Below are 22563 nucleotides of genomic sequence, written 5' to 3'. Positions count from 1 at the left end.
CTTCGGCGGCAACTCTCTGGCGGCAACGCTTTCTTCACCGCTTTTCCGCAGGATGCGGCCAGCACGAAGGAGGCCGCATGCAGGGGTTCGATCAGCAATTTCGGGATTTCCCGGATTACCTGCGCAAGCTTGCCGCGGGCGTCTGGACCCGGCGCAGCCTTGATCTCGGCGCGAGTGGTGACGCAGGTAATGAGCGAGGGCTCGCGGCGCATTGGCACCCACAGGTGATCCTGCGCCGTCCGCAAGGCATTGGCTTTGGCCCCGAAGCGCTGCGCGCCGAGGTGCTGGAGCTTGCCTCTGCGCTGCCGGACCTCTCGGTCCAGACCGAGGATGTGCTTTGCTCCGGCGCGCCAAAAAGCGGGCTTCTGGGCGCGCAGCGGCTGCTCTTCAGCGCCACCCACGCGGGCGAGGGGGTCTTTGGCACCCCCAGCGGGCGGCGGCTGCGGTTCCGTGCGCTGGCCGAGTTGCACGCCAAGGACAACCGCGTCGCCGATCTCTGGGCGGTGCGCGACACCGGCGCGCTCCTGCGCCAGCTTAGTCTGTCGGTGCGGGACTGGGCGCGCTTTCGCATCGCGGGCCATGACCCCGAGACGCAGCCCTTCCGCCCCGAGGTCGACGTGCAGGGCCCCTATAGCGCGCGGGGCAACGACAACCATTGGGGGCAGGGGTTTGCCGCGCTGCTGGCGCAGATGATGGACGGCGGCTTTTCCGGCGCGGCGGCGCAGTATGATCCGGCGGCGCGGCTGGACTGTCCGGGCGGGCAGGCGTTGCGCGGACCGCAGGGGGCCGAGCGCTTCTGGCTTGGCCTGCGCGCGTCCTTCCCCTCGGCCCGGTTCGAGCTGCACCATTGCCTCGGCGAAGAGGTGGCGCTGATGCCGCCGCGCGCCGCGCTGCGCTGGTCGCTCACCGGGCGGCACGAGGGCTGGGGCGCCTTCGGGCGGCCCACTGGGGCGCGGGTGCATGTCATGGGGCTCAGTCAGGCGGAGTTCGGACCGGGCGGGCTGCGCCGTGAATGGTCGCTCTACGACGAGGCGGCGGTCTGGATGCAGATCCACCTCGCCACCGGCCTTGCCGAGGCACGGCAGCCGGGGCTGGCACTGGCCGGTTAGGCACCGGGTATCCGCTGCCGATCACAGCCGTCGATCTCACCCGCCCACGCAACAGGCCCGGCCCGTGCATCAGACACGGCATGCGCATCAGGCCCGCCCGTCCAACAGGTCCACACGCGCAAAAGCCCCCCAAATGCGACCGGCAAGTGCCCGCCTGCGCAGGAGTTTCCCGCTTTCACTGGGAATGGCCTCTCGCTACGCTATCTGGCGGTGCAGAGAGTGCCACACCGGGCGGCGAGTCGCGCCCCAAGGTGCTGGTGGCTGCTGGTCGCATAACGCAGGTCGCATTACGCAGGCCGCAAGAATTACAGGACGATTTGAAATGACGGACGAACGGCAGGTGCACCATGGCTGACACGCTGGTGCTGCTGCCCGAATCCATGTGTGACGCCCGTCTCTATGGGCCGCAGATCGCCGACCTCTCGCGCGAGATGGCGGTGATGGTCGCGCCGGTGCATCTTGGCGACCGCATCGAAGAGATCGCCTCGAGCCTGCTCGACGTGCTGCCGCGCCGCGTGGCGCTGGCGGGCAGCGGCTTTGGCGGCATGGTGGCGATGGAATTGCAGCGCCGCGCGCCCGACCGCGTGTCGCGCCTGATGCTGATCGGCAGCTCGCCCCTCGCCGATACGCCGCAGCAAGCCACCGACCGCGAGGCGCTGGTGATCAAAGCCCGGTCCGGCAAGCTCGCCGAGGCGATGCGCAGTCTCATCCCCGAGGACAGCCTTGCCGACGGCCCCTATCGCGCCGAGATCATGGAGATGCTGCAGGAGATGGCCGAGGGTTTTGGTCCCGATGTCTTTGTGCGGCAGGCCCGCGCGTTGCAGCGGCGGCGCGACCAGCAGGCGGCGGTGCGCAAGCTGCGCATCCCCACCATGGTGCTCGCAGGCACGCAGGATTCGCTCTATCCCGAAAAGCGCCAGAGCTTTCTGGCGGAACTGATCCCCGGCGCGGTGCTGCGGATGATTCCCGGCACCGGGCATCTGCCGATGCTCGAAGACCCCGACAGCGTCAGCGCCGCGATCCGCGAATGGCTGGCCCTGCCGCAGCCACGCTGAGCCAGCCGTTGCCCACCACCCGCGCTTGACCGTGCGCGCTGCGCCGCCTATGAGCGCCGGGCGTGGAGGGCCGGGCGGCCGCTGCGGTGGGCAACCGCCGGAGAGGAAAGTCCGGACTCGCTGAAGCATCGGTGCCGGGTAATGCCCGGGCAGGGCAACCTGACGGAAAGCGCCACAGAGAACAGACCGCCGCCTTTCGGGGCGGTAAGGGTGAAACGGTGGAGTAAGAGACCACCGGGGGGCTGGCAACAGTCCCCGCATGGCAAGCCCCACCGGGAGCAATGCCAAATAGGGACCCCGCGCGGGGCATGATCCCTTCGGGGATATCGCCGCAGGGCCGCTTCAGCCCGAGGGGTCCGGGTTGGCAGCTTGAGCCGCGTGGCAACGCGCGGCCTAGAGGAATGGTCGCACAGGGGCGGGGCAACCCGCTCTGGACAAAATCCGGCTTATAGGCCCTCCACGCAAAGATTTCCGCGCCCGCTTGGCTGTGACCTTGGGGAAAATGCGCCTAGTCCGAGATTCTCGGGCCAAGAGCTGTTGACTCCGGGCCGCGGCTGAGTAAAAGGCGGGCTTCAAGAGATTTCACGGGCGGCGCTCGCCCCCGTTGCAGGAGAAGAAGAATGGCGAAGCCGACCACCATCAAGATCCGCCTGAACTCGACCGCCGGGACGGGCCATTTCTACGTGACCAAGAAGAACGCGCGCACGATGACCGAAAAAATGACCGTGCGTAAGTACGATCCGGTTGCGCGCAAGCACGTGGAATACAAGGAAGGCAAAATCAAGTAAGCCTTCCGGTTTCGGATCAACGAGAGCCGCACGGGGCAACCCGCGCGGCTCTTGTCGTTTCAGCCTCTGATATTTTTGGCCTTCTGCGGGTGGGGGTGTTGTGGCGCTTTCGGCGCCATTTCTTGTTTTGCTGGAATGGCTTGCGCCAAACGGTGTGCTTTGGTGGGCTTTGGTATACATCTAACGCATTGATTTGACTGCATAACGGGTCTTCCGTCTTGCGGGTTTTCCGGCTCGCGTCTTCGTGAAATTCTGCACTGCAGAAATCTTCCCGCGGGATGCCGAGGCGACTCGCGATCAGACAGACCGGCGCGCTGCGCCCAGACCCGAAAGATATCGCAATGATCAAATCCGCTCTTCTGGCCACGCTGGCCGCCGCGCTTCCCGTTCTCGCACAGGCCGAGGTTCTGACGCTCTCCGAGCCGATGGCCGGGGGCACGCTGCGCGAAGGCACCGTCGACATGTCGGTCTACACGCTGCCCAAAGGCGAGACCGCCAGCGAGGTCGTGGCCTTCTACACCGAACGCGCGGGCGCAGAGCCGCTGCGCCTTGCCATGCAGCTTGAGGATGGCGACAGCACCACATTTGGCCTGCCGGGCATCTCGGGCGTGTCCTACCGCTTCGAGCGCACCGCGGGCGTGGTGACCGTCACCAGCGCGCCGACCAAGACCGAGCTTGCGCTGAACTGACCCTGTCACGCGCCTGACTGCCAGGGCCGTCCCCGCGGGGACGGCCTTTTGCGTCTGTGGCGGACTGCGTCCCCGCGGGTTTTTCCGCTGCGGCATCTCGCCAGCGGGCGAGAGCTCTGCTAGGGGCATCGCCGGAACGCGATGGAGAGCGGCGATGCAGGACGAGCGCGTAGTGCTGGAGGCGGGCCCGGACGGGCTGCCGGTGCTGTTCGAGCGCCCGCGCGAGCTTGTCACCGCCAGCACCCCGGCGGGCGCGCAACTGGCGCTGGCGCGGCTTGAACAGGCCCGCGCCGCGGGGTTCTGGATCGCCGGATATGCCGCCTATGAGCTGGGCTTCGCGCTGGAGCCCGCGCTGGCGGACCTCTGGCAGCCCGGCGCGCCCTTGCTGCATTTCGGCGTCTTCGATGCGCCCCGGCCAGTAGGCCCGGCGGCGGAGGAGGGGCCGGCCCGCGTCACCGGGGTGACGCCGCTCTGGAGCCGCGCGCGCTATGCCGAGAGCTTTCACGCGGTGAAAGAGATGATCGCGGCGGGCGATCTCTATCAGGTCAATCTGACCATGCCGGTGGAGGTGAACTTCGAGGGCACGCCAGAGGCGCTCTGGTCGGCGCTGCGCGCCTATCAGCCGGTGGGCCACGGCGGCTTTGCCCGGCTGGGCGAGGAGGTGATCCTGTCGCGCTCGCCCGAGCTGTTCTTCCGTCTCGGGGCCGACCGCCGGATCGAGGTGGCGCCGATGAAAGGCACCGCCCCGCGGGGCGCCACGCCTGCCGAGGATGATGCGCTGCGCGACGCGCTGGGGCAGGATGAAAAGAACCGCGCCGAGAATGTGATGATCGTCGATCTGATGCGCAACGATCTGTCACGGCTGGCGCGTCCCGGCTCGGTCAAAGTGCCCGAGCTTTTGAAGGTCGAGCGCTACGCCACGGTGCATCAGATGATCTCGCGCGTGGTGGCGGAACTGGACGCGGCGCCAACGCTGCCGGGGTTGATGCAGGCGCTCTTCCCGTGCGGCTCGATCACCGGCGCGCCGAAGATCGCCGCCATGCGCGCGATTCACGCGCTGGAGCGTTGGCGGCGAGGGGTTTACTGCGGCTCGCTGGGCTGGGCGGCGCCCGATGGCCGGGCGGAGTTCAACGTGGCGATCCGCACGCTGAATGTCACCGCGCCGGGGCGCGCGCTGATGGGGGTTGGCGGCGGCATCGTGCACGATAGCACCTGCGACGCGGAATATGAGGAGGCGCTGTGGAAAGCCCGTTTCGTGACCGGATTGATGACGGCCTGAGGCTGATCGAGACGCTGCGCTGGGAGCCCGGCAGCGGCGCCCTGCGGGGCGAACGGCATCTGGCGCGCTGCCTGCGCAGTTGCGCGGCGCTGGGGTTCGATGTGGGCCCCGAGGCTTTGGCGGAGGCCCTAGAGAGCTTTCACGCGGAGACGCCGCAGCGGCTGCGTCTGACGGTGGGGCGCGCGGGGGATGTGGAGATCACGTCTGCCCCGTTTGAGCCTGCCACCGTCCCCGCGGGGACAAAGGTGCAGCTGTGCGCGGCGCGGCTCGATCCTAAGGACGCGCTGCTGCGCCATAAGACCACGGCGCGGGTGCTTTATGATGCGGCGCTGAAGGCGCGGCCCGAGGGCGTGGCGGAGCTTCTGTTCCTCAACACCGAGGGCGCGCTTTGTGAGGGGGCTTACACAAACGTTTTTCTGGAGCGTGAAGACGGCGCGCGGGTGACCCCGGCGCTCTCATCCGGCCTTTTGCCGGGGGTCCTGCGCGAGCAGCTTCTGGAGGAGGGGGCCTTTGCCGAGGCCACGGTGCCCCTTGCTGATCTGCAAAGGGCCAAGCGGCTCTGGATCGGCAATTCGCTGCGCGGGCTGATGGGGGCCGAGCTGTTGCCCGGAGAACTGCCGGATCCGCGCTGAGACGCCCGTGCGCTGCCCAAAGAAAAGCCCCGCCAAACCCTGGGGTCTGGCGGGGCCGGTAAGCCGGTGCTGGCGATGCGATTACTCGCGGTTGCCGAGCAGCTGCAGCAGGAACATGAACATGTTGATGAAGTCCATGTAGAGGTTCAGCGCGCCGACGATGGCCGATTTCGCGAGCCACTCGCTGTCGCCGTGTGCGGCGTGCTGGAGGTAGGTGTTCTTGATGTTCTGGGTGTCATAGGCGGTGAGGCCCGCGAAGATCAGCACACCGAGGATCGAGATGGCGAAGTAGATCGCCGGCGAGCCGAGGAAGATGTTGATGATCGAGGCGACCAGAATGCCGATCACACCCATGATCAGGAACGAACCCCAGCCGGAGATGTCCTTCTTGGTGGTGTAGCCCCAGAGCGAGAGACCGGCGAAGGCGATCGCGGTGACCAGGAAGACCTGGGCGATCGAGAAGCCGGTGAAGGCCACGAAGATCCAGCTCAGCGACAGGCCCATCACCGCCGCGAAGGCGTAGAAGAACAGCTGCGCGCCAGCGGCGGAGAGGCGGTTGAGCGCCGCGCCGAAGGCAAAGACCATGATCAGCGGGGCGAACATGACGATCCAGCCGAGGATGTTCGGGCTCAGCGTCATCGGGTCGCGGAACACGGCGAGCAGGTTGGGGCTGGTGCCCACGGCCCAGGCGACTGCGAAGGTCAGCAGCATGCCCACGGACATGGTCGCATAGACCTTGTTCATGTGCGCGCGGAGCCCCGCGTCAATCTGGGCCGCGCGTGCGCCGGCCGCGCCGTGGGTCCGGATTGTGTTGAAGTCTGCCATCGGGTCCTGTCCTCCGAGTTGAAAATCTGCAGTCAAAAGATAACTGTTCTGCTCCGATATTGGCAGTCTGGATGTTGTTTTCAAGAAGAGCGATGCGCAAAAAGCGCTGTTTATGAACTAAAAATGCCCTCTCCGGGAGGTCCGCGCGGCGCGCGGCGGAGAGGGCAGGGCGACCCGCCGGGGGGCCGGGCCGAAATCCGGGCCAAATCACTGTGCGGTAAGGTTTTAAGTCAAATCGTTAAGGTTGCTGTGCCGGGGTCAGCCGCGCCAGTGGCTTGGGGCGTCCCAGAAGGCGCGGCCCGCTTCCCGCTCGGCCTCGCTGCGGGTGAGGCCGACGTCCTGCAGCAGGTGCGCGTCAAGCTCGGCCAGATGGCGGCGCTGGCGCGCGAGGCCGATGAGACTCAGAAGGCGGGCGGGCAGCGTGGCGCGGCGGCGCGTGACGCGGGCACGGGCGAGGCCGCGGGGCAGGGATGCGGAGGGGACGATATCACGGGGCATGAGGCTATCCTTCACATATCTTGATGTGTTGCGTTGTTTCCATGTTGCTGTGTGATCGGTTATGCTCTCGGGACGTCAATTCGTAAAACGAATGTTCCTGAAGGGATTCATCACGAGGGCTGATGTATGCGAAATCTCGACCTGACGACCCTGCGCTCGTTCGTGGCGGTGGCCGATGCTGGCGGCGTGACCCGCGCGGCGGGCTTTCTCAATCTGACGCAATCCGCGGTCTCGATGCAGCTCAAGCGGCTGGAAGAGATGCTGGGGCTGGCGCTGCTGGATCGCTCGGGGCGCGGCGTGGCGCTGACCCCCGCGGGCGAGCAACTGCTGAAATACGCCCGCCGCATGGTGGAGATGAACGACGAGATCTATGCGCGGCTGACCCGGCAGGACTGGGAGGGCGAGATCGTGCTGGGGGTGCCGCATGACATCGTCTACCCGGTGATCCCGCGCATCATGAAGCGCATGCAGCGCGATTACCCGCGGGTGCGGGTGCAGCTGATCAGCTCTTACACCGCCGATCTCAAGGACCAGTTCGCGCGGGGGGCGATCGACGTGATCCTCACCACCGAAAGCGAGCCGGGCGAGGGCGGCGAGGCGCTGCTGGAGGTGCCGCTGCGCTGGTTCGGCGCGCCCGATGGCACCGCGTGGCGCAGCAAGCCGCTGCGCATCGCTTTCTCGCGCCGCTGCGGGTTCCGGCCCGTCGCCATCGCGCAGATGGAGCGCGAGGGGCTGGATTGGGAATTGGCGGTGGATTCCGAGATGGATCGGACCATCGAGGTTTCGGTCTCTGCCGACCTCGCGGTGACGCCGATCCTCGAAGGCCACGCGCCGCAGCATTTCGAGATGATCCCGCAGGGGGTGCTGCCCGACCTTGGGCTGCAGAAGATCTGTCTCTACGGCTCGGGCGCCAAGCCGCAGATCATCGAGCCGCTGCAGGAGATGCTTCGGTCTGAGTTCTGCACTCTGCGCCGCCGTCCGGAATTGGCGGCGGAGTAAGGGCCGCTCGGTCAGCCGGGGATCTCGATGACCACCTTGCCGGTGGATTTGCGGCTGCGCAGCAGATCGAGGCCCTCTGCGACCCGCGCGAGCGGCAGGACGTGGCTCACATGCGGATGCAGTCTGCCTTCGCCGTGCCATGCAAAGAGCTGCGCCAGCGAGCCGGTCAGCGCCTCGGGGCGGAACGTCAGGTAGCCGCCCCAGTAGAGACCCATCACCGTCAGGTTCTTGACCAGAAGGTGATTGGCCTTGATCTGCGGCACCTCACCGCTGGCAAAGCCGATGGTGAGAATGCGCGCCTCGGGGTTGCAGGCGCGGAAGGCGGCGGTGAACTGCTCGCCCCCCACCGCGTCATAGACCACATCGGCCCCGCCAAGCGCCTTCACCTCGGCGCGCAGGTCGGCCTCGCGCGCGTCGATCAGATGGTCGGCCCCGGCGCGGCGCGCCACCTCGAGTTTCTCGGGGCCGCGGGCGCAGGCGATGACCTTTGCGCCCATGAGCTTGCCGATCTCGACGGCGGTCAGCCCGACGCCGCCCGCAGCGCCGAGCACCAGCAGCGTCTCGCCGGGCTGCAGCCGGGCGCGGTGATCCAAGGCGAGGTGACTGGTACCATAAGCAATCTGAAATCCGGCCGCTTCGGTGAAGCTCATGGTGTCCGGCAGATGCACCGCCCGGTGGGCATCGAACACGCCAAATTCCGCCAGACCGCCCTGACCGCCGAAAACCGCGACGCGCTCTCCGGGCTGGAAATCGGTCACATCAGGGCCTACAGCATCAATGGTTCCGGCGACCTCCATCCCAAGCACGAAGGGCGTTGGTGGCGTGTCCTGATACCGGCCCTCGATCATCAGCAGATCGGCGAAGTTGAGACCGCAGGCCGCGATCTTCAGGCGCAGCTGACCGGGGCCCGGATCTGGCCGGGGAATCTCTTGCAGATTCGGCTCCGCCCCGCGGCTCTCTTGCAGGTAAGCGCGCATGAAATATCCCTTCGTATAGGTAACTACCCGTAATTCCTCAGCCCCCAGAAATCTTGTCAAAATTATGAAATCCCGTGAAGCGACCTTAAGTCATTGTTTGGATTTACAACCGACAAGTGCAACCCATTAACCGCGCTCAGCGATAGGGCCGCAACTCCCTTGATTTGAAGAGCGGAACCGCGGTAGCTTCGGTTCGTCTTAAAGGTGTAGCTCCGGCCGCAGCTGTGAGCGGTTGGTTTTTGTTAGTGCTCTGGGTTTGAGCAGGGCGAGTGAAAAGGAAAACACGATGACTCATCCCGTGGACGTTCATGTCGGGAAACGCATTCGTCACCGTCGCTGGCTTGTTGGGATGACCCAGCAGCAGCTCGCAGAGCATGTGGGCATCAAGTTTCAGCAGATCCAAAAATACGAGACCGGTGCGAACCGCGTCAGCGCCTCCCGCCTGTGGGACATCGCCGATGCGCTCGAAGTGCCGGTGAGCTTCTTCTTCGAAGGTATCGAAAGCGAGCAGGACACCGAGGAGACCGCCGCGGCGACCCCGGCCATGCCCGCCGACATTCTTGGCGACAAAGAAGCGCTCGATCTGGTCCGCTCCTATTACGCGATCCCCGAGAACCAGCGCCGCCGCCTGTTCGAACTGGCGCGCGTTCTTTCGGACGTCGCTTGAGCCTCGGCGCTCCCTGCGCTAGCTGATCCTTCGAGGAGCGCGCAGCAGGGGGCAGCCATGAGCGAGACGTTCGAGACGGGAACTTCCGGGACCGGCAATTCCAAGACCGGCACTTCCAAGACGGGGATTTCCGCAGCATTGGCAGACGAGCTCTGGCGCACCGCTGGCGAAATGGCCGAAGCGGCGCGCGCAGCGATCCTGCCGCATTTCCGCGCCGAGGGTCTTGGCGCGGACAACAAACTCTCCGAAGGCTTTGATCCGGTCACCGTGGCCGACCGCGCCGCCGAGCAGGCGATGCGCGAGGTGTTGGCCGCGCGCCGCCCGATGGATGCGATCCTTGGCGAGGAATACGGCCATGAGGCGGGGGACAGCGGGCTGACATGGGTGCTCGATCCGATCGACGGCACCCGGGGCTTTCTGTCCGGCACGCCCACATGGGGGGTGCTGATCGCGCTCTCCGACGCCACCGGCCCGGTTCTGGGTGTCATCGATCAGCCCTATACCGGCGAGCGTTTCGAAGGCGGGCTTGGCCGCGCTGAATGGTCGGGGCCGCTGGGCCAGCGCCAGCTTGCCGTGCGCCCGGCGCGTCCGCTGTCCGAGGCGATCCTTTTCACCACATTCCCCGAGGTTGGCACCGAGGCCGAGGGCGCGGCCTTCCGCCGGGTTGCTGCCGAGGCGCGGCTGACCCGCTATGGCATGGATTGCTACGCCTATGCGCTGCTGGCCGCCGGTCAGATCGATCTGGTGATCGAGGCGGGGTTGCAGGCTTATGACGTTCAGGCGCCGATCGCGGTGATCGAAGCCGCGGGCGGCGTGGTCACCGACTGGCAGGGCGGCAAGGCGCATGAGGGCGGGCAGGTTCTGGCCGCCGCCAATCCCGAGATCCACGCCGCGGCGCTGGCGCTGCTGCAGGGCTGAGCCGGGCAGGGAGCGGCGGAGCCCCCGGCGCATTCTGGCGCATTCTTCGGTAAAACCCGAAACACCCTAAATCCGGGCGGTCTTTCCTTCGGCTGCCCGTAAGGGCAGGGTGGGGGCACCACCCGAGGAGCCCCCATATGAGCGAAATCCTGATCCGCAACGCGCGCACCGTCCTGACCATGGATGACGCGGGCACCGAGCTTTCGGATGCCGATATCCTGCTGCGTGACGGGGTGATCGCGGGCATCGGGCCGCGGCTGGAGACCACCGGCGAGGTGGTCGATGCGCGCGGCTGCGTGGTGACGCCCGGTCTGGTGAACACCCACCACCATCTCTACCAAGGTCTGACCAAGGCGGTGCCGGGCGGGCAGGATGCGCTGCTCTTTGGCTGGCTGCAGACGCTCTATCCGATCTGGGAGCGCTTCGGCCCTGAGGAGTTCTATATCTCAGCGCAGGTCGGGCTGGCGGAACTGGCGCTCTCGGGCTGCACGATGAGCTCGGATCACCTCTATCTCTACCCCAATGGCGCGCGGCTTGATGACACAATCGCCGCGGCGCAGGACATCGGTCTGCGCTTCCACGCCACCCGCGGCAGCATGAGCATTGGCGTGTCGAACGGCGGGCTGCCGCCGGACTCGCTGGTCGAGGACGAGGGCGCCATCCTCGAAGATTGCATCCGGGTGATCGACGCATTCCACGACCCCTCGGAGGGTGCCATGGTGCGTGTCGGCGTTGCGCCCTGTTCGCCCTTCTCGGTGAGCCGCGAGCTGATGCGCGACAGCGCCATTCTTGCCCGCGACAAGGGGGTGATGATGCACACCCACCTTGCCGAGAACGACGAGGATGTCGCCTATTCGCTGGAGAAATTCGGCTGCCGTCCGGGGCAATACGCCGAGGACCTGGGCTGGACCGGCCCAGATGTCTGGCACGCCCATTGCGTGAAGCTCGACGGGCAGGAGATCGACCTGTTCGCCGCGACACGCACCGGCGTGGCACATTGCCCCTGTTCCAACTGCCGCCTCGGCTCCGGCATCGCGCCGGTGCGCGGCATGCTGGATGCGGGGGTGAACGTGGGGCTCGGCGTCGACGGCTCGGCGAGCAACGACATGGCCAGCCTGATCGGCGAGGCGCGGCAGGCGATGCTGCTGCAGCGGGTGCAGAACGGTGCCGACGCGATGAGCGCCCGCGAGGCGCTGCGCGTGGCGACGCGCGGCGGGGCCGAGGTGCTGGGCCGCTTCGATTGCGGGCAGGTGGCCGTGGGACTGCGCGCGGATCTGGCGCTGTGGGATGTGACCGGGCTGGAAAGCGCGGGCAGCTGGGATCCGGCGGCGCTGCTGCTGGCGGGGCCGCAGAAGGTGCGCCACCTGTTTGTGGAGGGGCGGCAGGTTGTGCGTGACGGTCAGATTGCAACCATAGACATTGTTGCTGCGTTGACACGTCATCAAGAAATGGCGCGTACGCTGGCGGGGCTGGGCTGATCTCTTGGGTGGTCTGGCTATCCTTCAGCCGACGCTCGTTTGAGCCGACGCCGCCTATATCCGACACGACCGGAGCCCGACATGAGACGCCTCTTTTTGACCCGCCTCCTGCCGCTTGCCCTTTGCACCGCGCTTTCAGCCTGCGTGGTGGTGCCGCTGCCGCAACAGGACAGCGGCGGCCAGCCCGCGCAATTCGTTGAAAACCCCAAGGGCGCGCAGCTGAACGCGCTGCGCCAGCGCAACGGGCTGGCACCGCTGAGCTATTCTCCGGTGTTGCAAAAGGTGGCGCGGCGCCATGCGCGCGACATGGCGCGGATGCAGAAGATGACCCACACCGGCAGCGACGGCAGCCAGATCGGCGACCGCATCCAGCGCACGGGCTATGATCTGCGGCGCGGGGCCGAGAATATCGCGGTCACCCGCCGCGGGCTCGACGGGGCGATGGAGATCTGGACCAACTCGCCGCCGCACCGGTCCAACATGCTGATGCGCGACGTCACCGAATACGGGCTGGCCCAAAGCGGCAATTACTGGGCGATGGTGGTGGCGCGCACCAAGTGAGGCGGCGGCGGTGACCCGCCTTGGGCCGCGCATCTGCCTTGCCGAAATCATCTGCCTTGCCGAAATGGTGCCATCGCGCCATTTACCGTGGGGATACGTTCTTTCACGGAGTTTCCCATGCGCTTTGCCCCCATGCGCCTCACCCCTGTCGCCTTGAGCCTAACCATCGCCGCGCTGTCGCTGAGCGCCTGCGTCGACGTGCGCAGCACGCCGACCGCCAGTACCGCGCAGTCCGTCAGCCGCAGCACGGTTGAGCGTAGCACGGTTGAGCGTAGTACGGTGCAGCGCAGTACGGTGCAGACGGTCGGTAGCAGCGGCGGCCAGATCGAGGGGGCCAGCATCGTCGAACTGCGTCGCGCGCCGGGGCAGGTGGTGCAAAGCTCGGGGTCCGAGGCGGCAGCCGCGCTCAACAGTTGGCGCCGTGCGCAGGGGCTCGCACCGCTTTCGCGCTCCGGGCAATTGCAGCGCGCCGCGCAGGCCCATTCGGACGACATGGCGCGGATGAACAAGATGAGCCACGTGGGCAGCGACGGCAGCCGCGTCGGTGCCCGGACCCGCGCCGCGGGCTATGACTATCGCGAGGTGGCCGAAAACGTCGCCATGACCCCGCTCGGCATCGACAGCGCCATGGAGCTTTGGGCGAAATCCCCCTCGCACCGTGCCGCCATGTCGCGCAGCGACCTGCGCGAGTTTGGCCTCGCGCAGAACGGCCGCTATTGGACGCTGGTCATGGGACTGCGCAAGTAAACGCGACTGCGCAAGTAAATCGGTCTGCGCAAGTAACTGGCACGAGTAACAGCTATGGCGCGCGCGCTCAGAGCGCGCGCGTTCCGGCCACATAGGTGGCGGTGATCGCACGGTCGTCGCCCATCATGATGGTGGGAAAGAGCGCCTCCCAGATATCCTCGGCACTCACCGTGCGCTGCGCGATGGCGGGGGTGGAGGCCAGATCGAGCACGGTGAAATCCGCCTCCAGTCCGGGCGCGAGGTTGCCGATCCGGTCCTCAGCCATGAGCGCGATCGCCGAGCCCTGCGTCGCCAGCCACAGCAGTTCCGCCGGATGCAGCGGGCGGTGGCGCAGTTGCGCGACCTCATAGGCCGCCGCCATGGTGCGCAGCATGGAGAAAGACGAGCCGCCGCCGGTGTCGGTGGCGAGCCCGACGCGCATCCCGGCCTTGGTCAGCCCGTCCATGTCGAATAGCCCCGAGCCGATGAAGGTGTTCGAGGTCGGGCAATGCACCAGCGCCGCGTTCACCTCTTTCAGTCGTGCATGTTCGCGCGGCTCCAGATGGATGGCGTGGCCGTAAAGACCGCGCTCCCCGAGCAGCCCGTAGGCCTCGTAGGTGTCGAGGTAGTCGCGCGCCTGCGGGTAGAGCGATTTGACCCAGGCGATCTCGTCGGTCTGCTCGGACAGATGGGTCTGCATCAGCACCTCGGGGTGTTCCGCCCAAAGCGCGCCGAGCGCCTGCAGCTGCTCGGGCGTGGAGGTGGGCGAGAAGCGCGGGGTGATCACATATTCGGCGCGGCCCTTGCCGTGCCAACGCTCCAGCAGCGCCTTGCTGTCGTCATAGGCCGATTGCGCGCTGTCGCGCAGGAACTCGGGGGCGGTGTCGCGGTCCATGCAGGTCTTGCCTGCGAAGACCCGCATGCCGCGCGCCTCGGCGGCGGCGAACAGCGCCTCGACCGATGCGGGATGGATTGTGCAATAGGAGCAGACCGATGTGGTGCCATGCGCGAGCAGAAGGTCGAGGTAGCGCCCGGCGATCTCATCGGCATAGGCGCGGTCTTCAAAGCGCGCCTCGGTGGGGAAGGTGTAGTGGTTCAGCCAGTCGATCAGCCGCTTGCCCCAGCTGGCGATCATCGGGGTCTGCGGGTAATGCGCGTGGGCGTCGACAAATCCCGGCACGATCAGCGCCTTGCCATGATCCACCACCTGCGCCGCCGGATGCGCCGCGCGCAGCGCCTCGGCGCTGCCGATCTCGCGAATCACGCCGCCCTCGACCAGCAGCGCCCCGGTGCTGTCATGGCGGGCCGCAGCGGGGCCTTCGCTGAAAGGCGAGGCGGAGAAGCTCAGGGTTTGACCAAGATGAAGCGTGCTTGCCATGCGGATCCTCGTGGATAGGGCCGCCCTAGGATGCGGAGGGCCGGGGTCAAGCGCAATGCGCCTCTGTTGCTCGTTCCCGCAATCCCCTAGAGTCTGCGCGAACGGCATTCAATGGGGCAGGGCATGACCGAAGAGACCGGAAACCCGGCGGCGGAAGAGACCCAGGACGACGACACCAACCCGCTCGAGCGCAAGGTGGTGACTTCGATCCTCTACGCGGTGGACGTGGGCGACCGCGAACAGCTCGTCGAGTTGATGGAGCCCTTGCACCCGGCTGACATCGCGGACCTTCTCGAACAGATCAACGCCTTCGACCGGATGCGGCTGATCAAGCTCTACGACAAGGAGTTCGACGGCGACATCCTGTCGGAGCTTGACGAGTCGATCCGCGAAGAGGTGATCCGCGCGCTGAAGCCGGAGGTTCTGGCCGAGGCCGTGCGCGAGCTGGACAGCGACGATGTGGTCGACCTGCTCGAGGATCTCGAGGAAGACCAGCAGGCGGCGATCCTTGAGGTGCTCGAGGACAGCGACCGGATCGCGGTCGAGAAATCGCTGACCTACCCGGAGTATTCCGCGGGCCGCCTGATGCAGCGCGAAGTGGTCATGGCGCCCGAATATTGGAACGTCGGGGAGGCCATCGACTATCTGCGCAGCACCGAGGATCTGCCCGAGCAGTTCTATCACATCATCTTGGTCGATCCGAAGCTGCGCCCGGTGGGCAATGTCACCTTGGGCAAGCTGATGGCCTCGCGCCGCGAGGTGTTGCTGAAGTCGCTGGTGGAAGAGACCTTCAACGTGATCCCGGTGACCCGCCCCGAGGCCGAGGTCGCCTATATGTTCAACCAGTACCACCTGATCTCGGCGCCGGTGGTCGACGAGAACGAGCGGCTGGTGGGTGTCATCACCATCGACGACGCGATGACCGTGCTCGACGAAGAGCACGAAGAAGACATCCTGCGCCTCGCAGGTGTCGGTGACGACAGCCATATCTCCGACAGCGTGCTGGAAACCACGCGCCAGCGCCTGCCGTGGCTTGGGGTGAACCTGCTGACCGCGGTGCTGGCCTCGCTGGTGATCGCGCAGTTCGAAGAGACGATCGGCGCGCTGGTGGCGCTGGCGGTGCTGATGCCCATCGTGGCCTCCATGGGCGGCAACGCGGGCACCCAGTCGCTGACCGTTGCGGTGCGGGCGCTGGCGACGCGCGATCTGACCAGTTCCAACGTCTGGCGGGTTATCCGCCGGGAACTGATGGTCGGGCTGATCAATGGCGCGAGCTTTGCCGTGGTGATGGGGCTGCTGGAATACGTCTGGTTCGGCAGTCACATGCTGGCGCTGGTGATCGCCGCGGCGATGGTGATCAACCTCGTGGTGGCGGGGCTCGCGGGCATCGCGGTGCCGGTGGTGCTCGACAAGTTCAAGATCGACCCGGCGCTGGCCTCGGGCACATTCGTCACCACGGTGACCGATGTGGTGGGCTTCTTCGCCTTCCTCGGACTGGCGCAGGCGGTGCTGTTGTGAGCGCGGCAGGCTCTCTTGCCGAGGCCAAACGCGCGGCGCGGGCCGCCGCCAGCGCGCGGCGCAAGGCCGCCCATGCCGCCGACAGCGGCGCCGGGGCAGGGCAGCTGAGCTCGGTTCTGGCGGGCTACCGCGGCGTGCCGCTGGCGGGCTACATGCCGATCCGCTCCGAGATCGACCCGATCCCGGCGATGGCCGAGGCGGCGGCGCATGGGCCCGTGGCGATCCCGGTGATCGACGATCTGCACCAGCCGCTGCGCTTTGCCCGCTGGGAGCCCGAGATGGCGCTGGTCGAGGGCCGTTTCGGCGCTGCGATCCCGGCAGATCCCGAGTTTATCACGCCCGAGATCCTCATCGTGCCGCTGCTGGCCTTCACCCGCGCGGGCCACCGGCTGGGCTATGGCGGCGGCTTTTATGACCGCACGCTGGCGCTGCTGCGCGCCGCGCGCCCGACCTTCGCGCTTGGCTTTGCCTATGCCGAACAAGAGGCCGAGGACATCCCGCTCGAACCCACCGACGCGCCGCTCGACATGATTGTCACCCCGATGGAGGTGATCACGCCGCGGTCAGCCTGAGCGCGGAGTGACGCCTGCAAATTCACGGCTGCGCCGTGAGCGCCTGCGGCGCGCGTATTTTCAAAGAGAAGAAGGCAGGACCGTCACGCCCTGATGGCTTCTTCTTCTTCTTCTTCTTCTTCTTCTTCTTCTTCTTCTTCTTCTCTTTGAAAATACGCCGGGCCAAATACACTGGGAGTGAGCCCGAAGGGCGAGGGGGCAGCGCCCCCTGACGCCCTCAGAACAGGCTGCCCTGCTCCGGTTTCTTCTGCGCCGCTTTCTTGGCCTTGGCGGGCGTGGCCGCGCCGCCGCCGATCTTCATCCGACCGTCGGCAAATTCGATCTCCAGCCCGGCGGCTTCTTTGGCGGCGGCGGAGGTTGTCAGCACCTGCCCGCCCTCGCCGCGCACCACCGCGTAGCCGCGCGCAAGCGTGCCTTTGTAGCTCAGCGTCTGCAGCAGCCGCTCGAGCCCGTCGAGCTTGGCCCGCGGCTCCTCGACCCGGCGCGCACCGGCATCTTCGAGCCGCTTGCCCAGAGCCTTGAGCCGGTCGCCCCCCAGGGCGATCTCGCGCTGAATGGGCCGGAGCGACAGCCGGTCGGCGCGGCGCCCCAGCGCCTCGGCCCGTGTCGCCATCATCCGCGTGAGCAGCCCGGGGCGCAGCGCCCCGGCGGGCTGCGACAGCGCCAGACGGCGCCGGTCGACGCCGCGGATCAGCGCCTGCGGCAGCCGGTCGGCCAGCAGATCGAGCCTCTGGCGCGGCTGATCGAGCAGCATCTCGGGGCGTGGCAGGCCGCGTGCCAGATCGCGCAGCCGCTGGCCGCGCACCTCCAGCCGGTGGGTCTGCGCCCGGGTCAGCCGCAGCTGCGCCTCGGCGGCACGGGCCAGAAGGTCCATCCGCACCGGCACGGCGATCTCGGCGGCGGCGGTGGGGGTCGGCGCGCGCTTGTCCGAGACGAAATCGATCAGTGTGGTGTCGGTCTCATGCCCCACGGCGGAGATCAGCGGGATCTGCGAGGCGGCGGCGGCGCGCGCCACGATCTCTTCGTTGAACCCCCAGAGATCCTCGACCGAGCCGCCCCCACGCGCCACGATCAGCAGGTCGGGCCGCGGCAGCGCGCCGCCGGGGGTGAGCGCGTTGAAGCCCTCGATGGCGCGGGCCACCTCGGGCGCGCAGTTTTTGCCCTGCACCGCGACCGGCCAGATCAGCACCTTGCGCGGGAAACGCTCGCGCAGGCGGTGCAGGATGTCGCGGATCACCGCCCCCGAGGGCGAGGTCACCACACCGATGATCTCGGGCAGGAAGGGCAGCGGGCGCTTGCGCTCGGGGGCAAAGAGCCCCTCGGCCTGCAGTTGCGCCTTGCGCTTTTCCAGCATGGCCATCAGAGCGCCAAGGCCTGCCGGCCGCATGTCTTCGATGATGATCTGATAGCGCGACTGGCCGGGGTAGGTGGTCAGCCGCCCGGTGGCGATGACCTCCATGCCTTCCTCGGGCTGCATGTCGAGCTTGCTGGCGACGCCGCGCCAGACGATCCCCGAGATCACCGATTTGTCGTCCTTGAGGTCGAGATAGAGATGCCCAGACCTTGGGCGCGAGATTCGCCCCAACTCGCCGCGCACGCGGACGAAGCCGAACTCGCCCTCGATCACCCGTTTGACCGCCCCCGAAAGCTCGGAAACGGTGAATTCCGGCGTATTGCCCTCGCCGTCGCCCCCCGGGGTGCCCGCGGGGCCGTCGTCCTCGAAAAGATCCATGCTGCTCGTCCTGCTCGTCTTGGGCGCAGAGTAACGGCCCGCGCCGCCGAGGGAAAGCCGCTGCCCGATGCTCGGCGAGAAGCTAGGGCTCACGGTCGAAGGAGGCGCTGCCGTCGAGGATCGCCCCGACGGTCTCGCAGCCGTGCTCTTCGAGATAGAGGTACGCGGCGGCGGCGAAGCGGCGGGGCGCCAGCCCGTAGATCAGGATGTCGATGACGCCCGCGGTCACCGGCGGCGTGAGCCCCGCAGCGTTCAGCAGCGTTGCGCGATGCTCGGGCGGCAGCGCCATCAGCTCCAGCGCATTGGCGATATATTCGTGATCGACCAGCGCGATCTTGCGCCCTGAGGTGTGCTGCTCGACCAGCGCATGGGCCAGCTCATGGGTCAGCAGTGAGCGGAAGATCACATCGTCGGGCAGCCCGGCATAGGGATCATCCGGCAGCAGGTTCGCGCGCAAGAGGTCGGGCTCGATGATCCGAATGCGCTCCTGCGCGCAATCGTAGGAGGCAAGGCAGCGCCCGATCTCATGCTCGAGCGTGGGGACCGTGACGAGATCGATGGGCCGGGACTGCCTCAGCCCGCAGGTGCCAAGCTGCGCTCGCGCCGCGACGGCGAGCTCGCAGAGCAGCGCGCGCGTGGCCGCAGTTTCGGCCTCGACCCGGAATCCGGCATCTTTGCAGGGCTTGGGCTCGGCCCAGAGCGTGATGGGCAGCAGCGCCGACACCCCGAGCGCAAGCGCCATGGTCCACCGATGTTTTGCCAGCCTGCGCATGATCGCCACCTCTGACCGCCGTGATGGAGAGGCAGGCTAGCACCTGCGGAGTGCCACCGGAGTGACGGGGATCAACGTAGGGGGATCAACGCAAGGAGGATCATCGCGCGAGCCTGCCCTCACGTCTTGCCAGAACTCCCTGCCGCCGCTAGGACAGCCGCGATCCTCAAACAGCAGAGCGGTGCTCATGAATATCCTCATCCTCGGCGGCGGCGGTCGCGAACATGCCCTGGCCTGGGCGGTCATGCAGAACCCCAAGTGCGACAAGCTGATCGTCGCGCCGGGCAACGCCGGGATCGCGCAGATCGCCGAATGCGCCACGCTCGACATCGAGGACGGCGGCGCGGTGGCCGAGTTTGCGGGCGACAATGCCATCGATCTGGTGATCATCGGCCCCGAAGCGCCGCTGGCTGCTGGCGTCGCCGACCGGCTGCGCGACGCGGGTCTGCTGGTGTTCGGCCCCAGTCAGGCAGCTGCGCGTCTCGAGGCGTCAAAGAGCTTCACCAAGGAGATCTGCGACGCCGCCAAGGCGCCCACCGCGGGCTATGGCCACTTCACCGACGCGGAAAGCGCCAAGGCGCATGTGCGGGCCGAGGGCGCGCCGATCGTGGTCAAGGCTGACGGGCTGGCCGCGGGCAAGGGCGTGATCATCGCCGAGACCGTCGCGCAGGCCGAAGAGGCCATCGACGACATGTTCGGCGGCGCCTTCGGCGGTGCGGGCGCCGAGGTGGTGATCGAAGAGTTCATGACCGGCGAGGAAGCGTCTTACTTTGTGCTGGTCGATGGCATCGACGTGCTGCCCATCGGCACCGCGCAGGATCACAAGCGCGTCGGCGAAGGCGACACCGGCCCCAACACCGGCGGCATGGGGGCCTATTCCCCCGCCCCGGTGCTGTCCGACGCGGTGGCGCAAAAGGCGCTCGACGAGATCGTCAAGCCGACCATGGCCGAGATGGCCCGCCGCGGCACGCCCTATCAAGGCGTGCTCTACGTCGGGCTGATGATCGAGAACGGTCAGCCGCGGCTGGTGGAATACAACGTGCGCTTCGGCGATCCCGAATGTCAGGTGCTGATGATGCGGCTCGGCGCGCAGGCGCTCGACCTGATCCATGCCTGCGCTGAGGGCCGTCTGGCCGAAGCGCAGGTGACCTGGGCCGAAGACCACGCGATGACCGTGGTGATGGCCGCCGAAGGCTATCCCGGCAGCTACAAGAAGGGCACGGTGATTGGCGGGCTCGAAGGGCTCACCGAGGACAGCTTTACCCAGATGTTCCACGCGGGCACCGCCGAGAAAGATGGCGCGATTGTCGCCACCGGCGGGCGTGTGCTCAACGCCACCGCGCGCGGCGCGACGCTGGCAGAGGCGCAGGCCCGCGCCTATGCGCTGGTGGATGCGGTCGACTGGCCCGAGGGCTTCTGTCGCCGCGATATCGGCTGGCGCGCGCTCTGAACCCAAGCAAGAGGGGGCGCTGCCCCCTCGCCGCTGCGCGGCTCACCCCCGGCGTATTTGGCCCGGCGTATTTTCAAAGAGAAGAAGCGGCGGGGGTCAGGCGCCGACGTCGGGGCCGAGGCAGAGCATCGGCTCGTCGTTCTGCTGCGCCTCGTAGAGCACCGTATTGCCGGGGTCGTTCTCGAACACCGCGCGCAGCCCGCTGCCTTCTCGGTAGAAGCTCCAGCATTGCGGCATGGGCGCGTCCTCATAGACGAAGCAGATCATCTGCCCCTCCTGATACCAGCTGCCGTCCTTGCACTGACCGTCGAGAAAGGACCAGCGCACCTGCCTGCCCGGCAGATATTCCTCCACCCCATAGGCGGTGCCGCCGCGCCCGAAGTAGAGCGTTTTGCCGGTGACATAGGCTTCGAACTCGGCGCCGGTCATCGGTTGGGCGGCGGCGAGCGGGCTGGCCAGCAGGGCGAGGAGGCATGCGAGACGGATCATGTGAGCAGCCTGCCAGAGCGCGGCGGCCGGGGGAAGGGTCGGGCGGCCTGTTCGGCTGACCGTTGCCGAAGGCCGCGCGGGTGGCGGATTGCGGGGATGTGGCGGTGAATGTTGTGAATGTGTCAGAGGTTGGCCGCTATGATGGCGAAAATTTGCGTTGGTGATCGCTTTAGGGCAAGCCGTCTGCGGGCCTAGCGGTTCTTGTAAACCGCGCAGATACATCCCGATTGCCTCAGTTTTGCGCAAAGCTGCTGCGCCTCGCCGCGTCCGTCGCGCCCGAGGCGGGCCATCCAATAGCCGCCGCGGGGGCTGGCGCGGCTTTTCTGCCAGATCATTTCCGGGGTCTCTCCGCCCACTGCCGCGGCGCAGGATTTGGCGCGGCGGTTGAACTGCGACAGCGCGCGGTCCTGCGTGGTGCCGAAGGCCATCTGCACGCCCCATGGGTGCAGCGGGGGCCTCGCCTCGGGGTATTTGGTCAGCTTGCGGTGGCGGGCCAACTCGAAGCAGGCCTGCTGGAAGGGCATGTCGCCCTGCAGGCGGAAGTCATGATCCTCGGGCGGCGTGTCGCGCCATGTCTCGGCGGCGAGCCCGGTGATGATGGCGACATAGTTGATTGTCTCCAGCGCCAGTCCGCCGGTGCGGGCGATCAGCCCGTCGGCCCGCGCCTCGCCGCCATTATAGGCCACCGCCGCGAGCCCCTGATTGCCGTAGTGCCGGGCCAGCTCGCCAAGGTATTGCGCCGAATATTCCAGCGCTTCGGCGGGGTTGTAGGGGTCCTTGAGGCCGCGCAGCTTGGCGGTGGAGGGGATGAACTGCGCGATGCCCTGCGCGTTCGCCGGGCTGAGCGCATGCGGGTCGAACCGGCTTTCCTGCCAAAGCAGCCGTGCAAAGAACCCCGGCGACAGCCCATTGCGGCGGGCGAAATGCTCGATTGCCTGACAGGTGTCATAGACCGTCTGCGAGGGCCTTATGCATTGCACCGGCCCGAAGGCCCCAGCCGAGCAGAGCGTGCCGGGTTCGGGCTGCCCGCGTTCGGCCCGCAGCGGCGCTGCGGCAAGGCAAAGCAGGAGAAGAAGCAGGGCGCGCCACATGGCCCCATCAACGCTGCGGGCGCGGCAAAGGTCAACTCACACTTTTATCCCGGCGCGGCGCGTATTAGGTGAAGGAAAAGGCAGCGAGAGGTCCAGCCATGTCCTTCTTCGGCAAGCTCAAGAACAAGCTTTTCAAATCCTCCTCGAAACTCGAGGAAGGGCTGGACGCGATCGTCCAAGAGGGGGGCTCGGAAGACGCCCCCGAAACGCCCGAACCCCCGCAAACGCCGGTCGTTCCCGAGACGCCCGCGCCGACCCCGCCGTCGCCGGGCCCGGATGTGCCGCCGCCGGTGCCCGAGACGCCGCCCGCGCCCGCGCCGGAGACCCCGCCCGCACCGCAGGAAGTGCCGCCCGCGCCCG

The 22563-nt window shown here is 67.2% G+C and carries 24 protein-coding genes, 1 other RNA gene and 1 pseudogene; 17 read left to right on the top strand and 9 right to left on the bottom strand.

The features are described from left to right. Positions 1–77 precede the first annotated feature (77 nt). From G0A00_RS21080 to G0A00_RS21050, 7 genes are all read left to right on the top strand, one after another. On the top strand, positions 78–1109 hold the full coding sequence (locus tag G0A00_RS21080; RefSeq protein ID WP_164184376.1) for an ester cyclase: 1032 nt from the start codon (positions 78–80) through the stop codon (positions 1107–1109). A gap of 347 nt (positions 1110–1456) precedes the next feature. Continuing rightward, positions 1457–2164 carry an alpha/beta fold hydrolase gene (locus G0A00_RS21075; RefSeq protein WP_066105130.1) on the top strand — a complete coding sequence of 236 codons (708 nt, stop codon included), beginning with the start codon at positions 1457–1459 and terminating at the stop codon, positions 2162–2164. A gap of 62 nt (positions 2165–2226) precedes the next feature. After that, positions 2227–2629, top strand: an RNA gene (gene rnpB / locus G0A00_RS21070) — RNase P RNA component class A. 155 nt (positions 2630–2784) lie between these two features. Next, a complete protein-coding gene (gene rpmG / locus G0A00_RS21065) occupies positions 2785–2952 on the top strand; it encodes a 50S ribosomal protein L33 (RefSeq protein ID WP_005630270.1) in 168 nt (55 codons plus the stop codon). 341 nt (positions 2953–3293) lie between these two features. Further along, complete coding sequence (locus G0A00_RS21060; RefSeq protein WP_203595465.1) at positions 3294–3641, top strand: hypothetical protein; 348 nt, start codon at positions 3294–3296, stop codon at positions 3639–3641. Between the two features lie 154 nt (positions 3642–3795). Further along, positions 3796–4920, top strand: coding sequence for an aminodeoxychorismate synthase component I (locus G0A00_RS21055; protein WP_164184375.1), 1125 nt, complete (start codon positions 3796–3798; stop codon positions 4918–4920). Further along, positions 4881–5552, top strand: coding sequence for an aminotransferase class IV (locus tag G0A00_RS21050; RefSeq protein WP_164184374.1), 672 nt, complete (start codon positions 4881–4883; stop codon positions 5550–5552). The genes G0A00_RS21055 and G0A00_RS21050 overlap by 40 nt, the downstream gene beginning before the upstream one ends. 81 nt (positions 5553–5633) lie before the next feature. On the opposite strand, the gene G0A00_RS21045 is transcribed toward G0A00_RS21050, so the two are convergent. Together G0A00_RS21045 and G0A00_RS21040 are read right to left on the bottom strand one after the other, a co-directional pair. After that, a complete protein-coding gene (locus G0A00_RS21045; protein ID WP_164184373.1) occupies positions 5634–6377 on the bottom strand; it encodes a Bax inhibitor-1/YccA family protein in 744 nt (247 codons plus the stop codon). A 258-nt stretch (positions 6378–6635) separates the two neighbouring features. Then, the gene (locus G0A00_RS21040; RefSeq protein WP_164184372.1) at positions 6636–6875 is read right to left on the bottom strand and encodes a DUF1127 domain-containing protein; all 240 of its coding nucleotides are present in this window, start codon (positions 6873–6875) and stop codon (positions 6636–6638) included. 126 nt (positions 6876–7001) lie between these two features. Between G0A00_RS21040 and G0A00_RS21035 the strand changes: the two genes are divergently transcribed. Beyond that, complete coding sequence (locus G0A00_RS21035; RefSeq protein ID WP_164184371.1) at positions 7002–7874, top strand: LysR family transcriptional regulator; 873 nt, start codon at positions 7002–7004, stop codon at positions 7872–7874. An 11-nt stretch (positions 7875–7885) separates the two neighbouring features. On the opposite strand, the gene G0A00_RS21030 is transcribed toward G0A00_RS21035, so the two are convergent. Continuing rightward, positions 7886–8851, bottom strand: coding sequence for an NADPH:quinone oxidoreductase family protein (locus G0A00_RS21030; protein WP_164184370.1), 966 nt, complete (start codon positions 8849–8851; stop codon positions 7886–7888). 286 nt (positions 8852–9137) lie between these two features. Here G0A00_RS21030 and G0A00_RS21025 point away from each other — a divergent pair, with 286 nt between their 5' ends. The 5 genes from G0A00_RS21025 to G0A00_RS21005 all read left to right on the top strand — a co-directional run bounded on the left by G0A00_RS21025 (position 9138) and on the right by G0A00_RS21005 (position 13222). Continuing rightward, positions 9138–9518, top strand: coding sequence for a helix-turn-helix domain-containing protein (locus G0A00_RS21025; RefSeq protein WP_164184369.1), 381 nt, complete (start codon positions 9138–9140; stop codon positions 9516–9518). Between the two features lie 57 nt (positions 9519–9575). Beyond that, complete coding sequence (gene hisN, locus G0A00_RS21020; protein ID WP_164184368.1) at positions 9576–10436, top strand: histidinol-phosphatase; 861 nt, start codon at positions 9576–9578, stop codon at positions 10434–10436. A gap of 137 nt (positions 10437–10573) precedes the next feature. Beyond that, positions 10574–11914 (top strand): 8-oxoguanine deaminase, encoded by a 1341-nt coding sequence (locus tag G0A00_RS21015; RefSeq protein ID WP_066105154.1) that lies wholly within the window; start codon positions 10574–10576, stop codon positions 11912–11914. Between the two features lie 81 nt (positions 11915–11995). Beyond that, positions 11996–12475, top strand: a complete 480-nt coding sequence (locus G0A00_RS21010; RefSeq protein WP_164184367.1) for a CAP domain-containing protein — start codon at positions 11996–11998, stop codon at positions 12473–12475. Between the two features lie 117 nt (positions 12476–12592). After that, positions 12593–13222, top strand: a complete 630-nt coding sequence (locus G0A00_RS21005) for a CAP domain-containing protein (RefSeq protein WP_164184366.1) — start codon at positions 12593–12595, stop codon at positions 13220–13222. Between the two features lie 67 nt (positions 13223–13289). Here G0A00_RS21005 and guaD read toward each other — a convergent pair whose 3' ends face one another. Next, positions 13290–14579 carry a guanine deaminase gene (guaD, locus tag G0A00_RS21000; RefSeq protein WP_164184365.1) on the bottom strand — a complete coding sequence of 430 codons (1290 nt, stop codon included), beginning with the start codon at positions 14577–14579 and terminating at the stop codon, positions 13290–13292. Between the two features lie 123 nt (positions 14580–14702). Between guaD and mgtE the strand changes: the two genes are divergently transcribed. Both mgtE and G0A00_RS20990 read left to right on the top strand, forming a co-directional pair. Further along, positions 14703–16097 carry a magnesium transporter gene (gene mgtE / locus G0A00_RS20995; protein WP_164184364.1) on the top strand — a complete coding sequence of 465 codons (1395 nt, stop codon included), beginning with the start codon at positions 14703–14705 and terminating at the stop codon, positions 16095–16097. Beyond that, positions 16094–16669, top strand: coding sequence for a 5-formyltetrahydrofolate cyclo-ligase (locus G0A00_RS20990; RefSeq protein ID WP_164184363.1), 576 nt, complete (start codon positions 16094–16096; stop codon positions 16667–16669). The genes mgtE and G0A00_RS20990 overlap by 4 nt, the downstream gene beginning before the upstream one ends. A gap of 22 nt (positions 16670–16691) precedes the next feature. On the opposite strand, the gene G0A00_RS20985 is transcribed toward G0A00_RS20990, so the two are convergent. The 3 genes from G0A00_RS20985 to G0A00_RS20975 form a co-directional block, all read right to left on the bottom strand. Beyond that, on the bottom strand, positions 16692–16841 hold the full coding sequence (locus G0A00_RS20985; RefSeq protein ID WP_164214276.1) for a hypothetical protein: 150 nt from the start codon (positions 16839–16841) through the stop codon (positions 16692–16694). Positions 16842–16886: 45 nt separating this feature from the next. Next, positions 16887–18401, bottom strand: a complete 1515-nt coding sequence (gene xseA / locus G0A00_RS20980) for an exodeoxyribonuclease VII large subunit (RefSeq protein ID WP_164184361.1) — start codon at positions 18399–18401, stop codon at positions 16887–16889. Between the two features lie 82 nt (positions 18402–18483). Continuing rightward, positions 18484–19173 (bottom strand): DUF6639 family protein, encoded by a 690-nt coding sequence (locus G0A00_RS20975; RefSeq protein WP_164184360.1) that lies wholly within the window; start codon positions 19171–19173, stop codon positions 18484–18486. A gap of 187 nt (positions 19174–19360) precedes the next feature. Between G0A00_RS20975 and purD the strand changes: the two genes are divergently transcribed. After that, on the top strand, positions 19361–20623 hold the full coding sequence (gene purD, locus G0A00_RS20970; RefSeq protein ID WP_164184359.1) for a phosphoribosylamine--glycine ligase: 1263 nt from the start codon (positions 19361–19363) through the stop codon (positions 20621–20623). Between the two features lie 96 nt (positions 20624–20719). On the opposite strand, the gene G0A00_RS20965 is transcribed toward purD, so the two are convergent. Together G0A00_RS20965 and G0A00_RS20960 are read right to left on the bottom strand one after the other, a co-directional pair. Beyond that, on the bottom strand, positions 20720–21112 hold the full coding sequence (locus G0A00_RS20965; protein WP_164184358.1) for a hypothetical protein: 393 nt from the start codon (positions 21110–21112) through the stop codon (positions 20720–20722). A 191-nt stretch (positions 21113–21303) separates the two neighbouring features. Beyond that, complete coding sequence (locus tag G0A00_RS20960) at positions 21304–22203, bottom strand: lytic transglycosylase domain-containing protein (RefSeq protein ID WP_164184357.1); 900 nt, start codon at positions 22201–22203, stop codon at positions 21304–21306. Between the two features lie 98 nt (positions 22204–22301). Here G0A00_RS20960 and G0A00_RS20955 point away from each other — a divergent pair. Next, a pseudogene (locus G0A00_RS20955) lies at positions 22302–22563 on the top strand (signal recognition particle-docking protein FtsY); the annotation flags it as partial.

This window comes from Salipiger sp. PrR002 (assembly GCF_010500775.1).
In the GTDB taxonomy this organism is placed as follows: domain Bacteria; phylum Pseudomonadota; class Alphaproteobacteria; order Rhodobacterales; family Rhodobacteraceae; genus Salipiger.
Note: the sequence above shows the minus strand (reverse complement) of the source record. Positions and strands in the feature narration are given on the sequence as shown.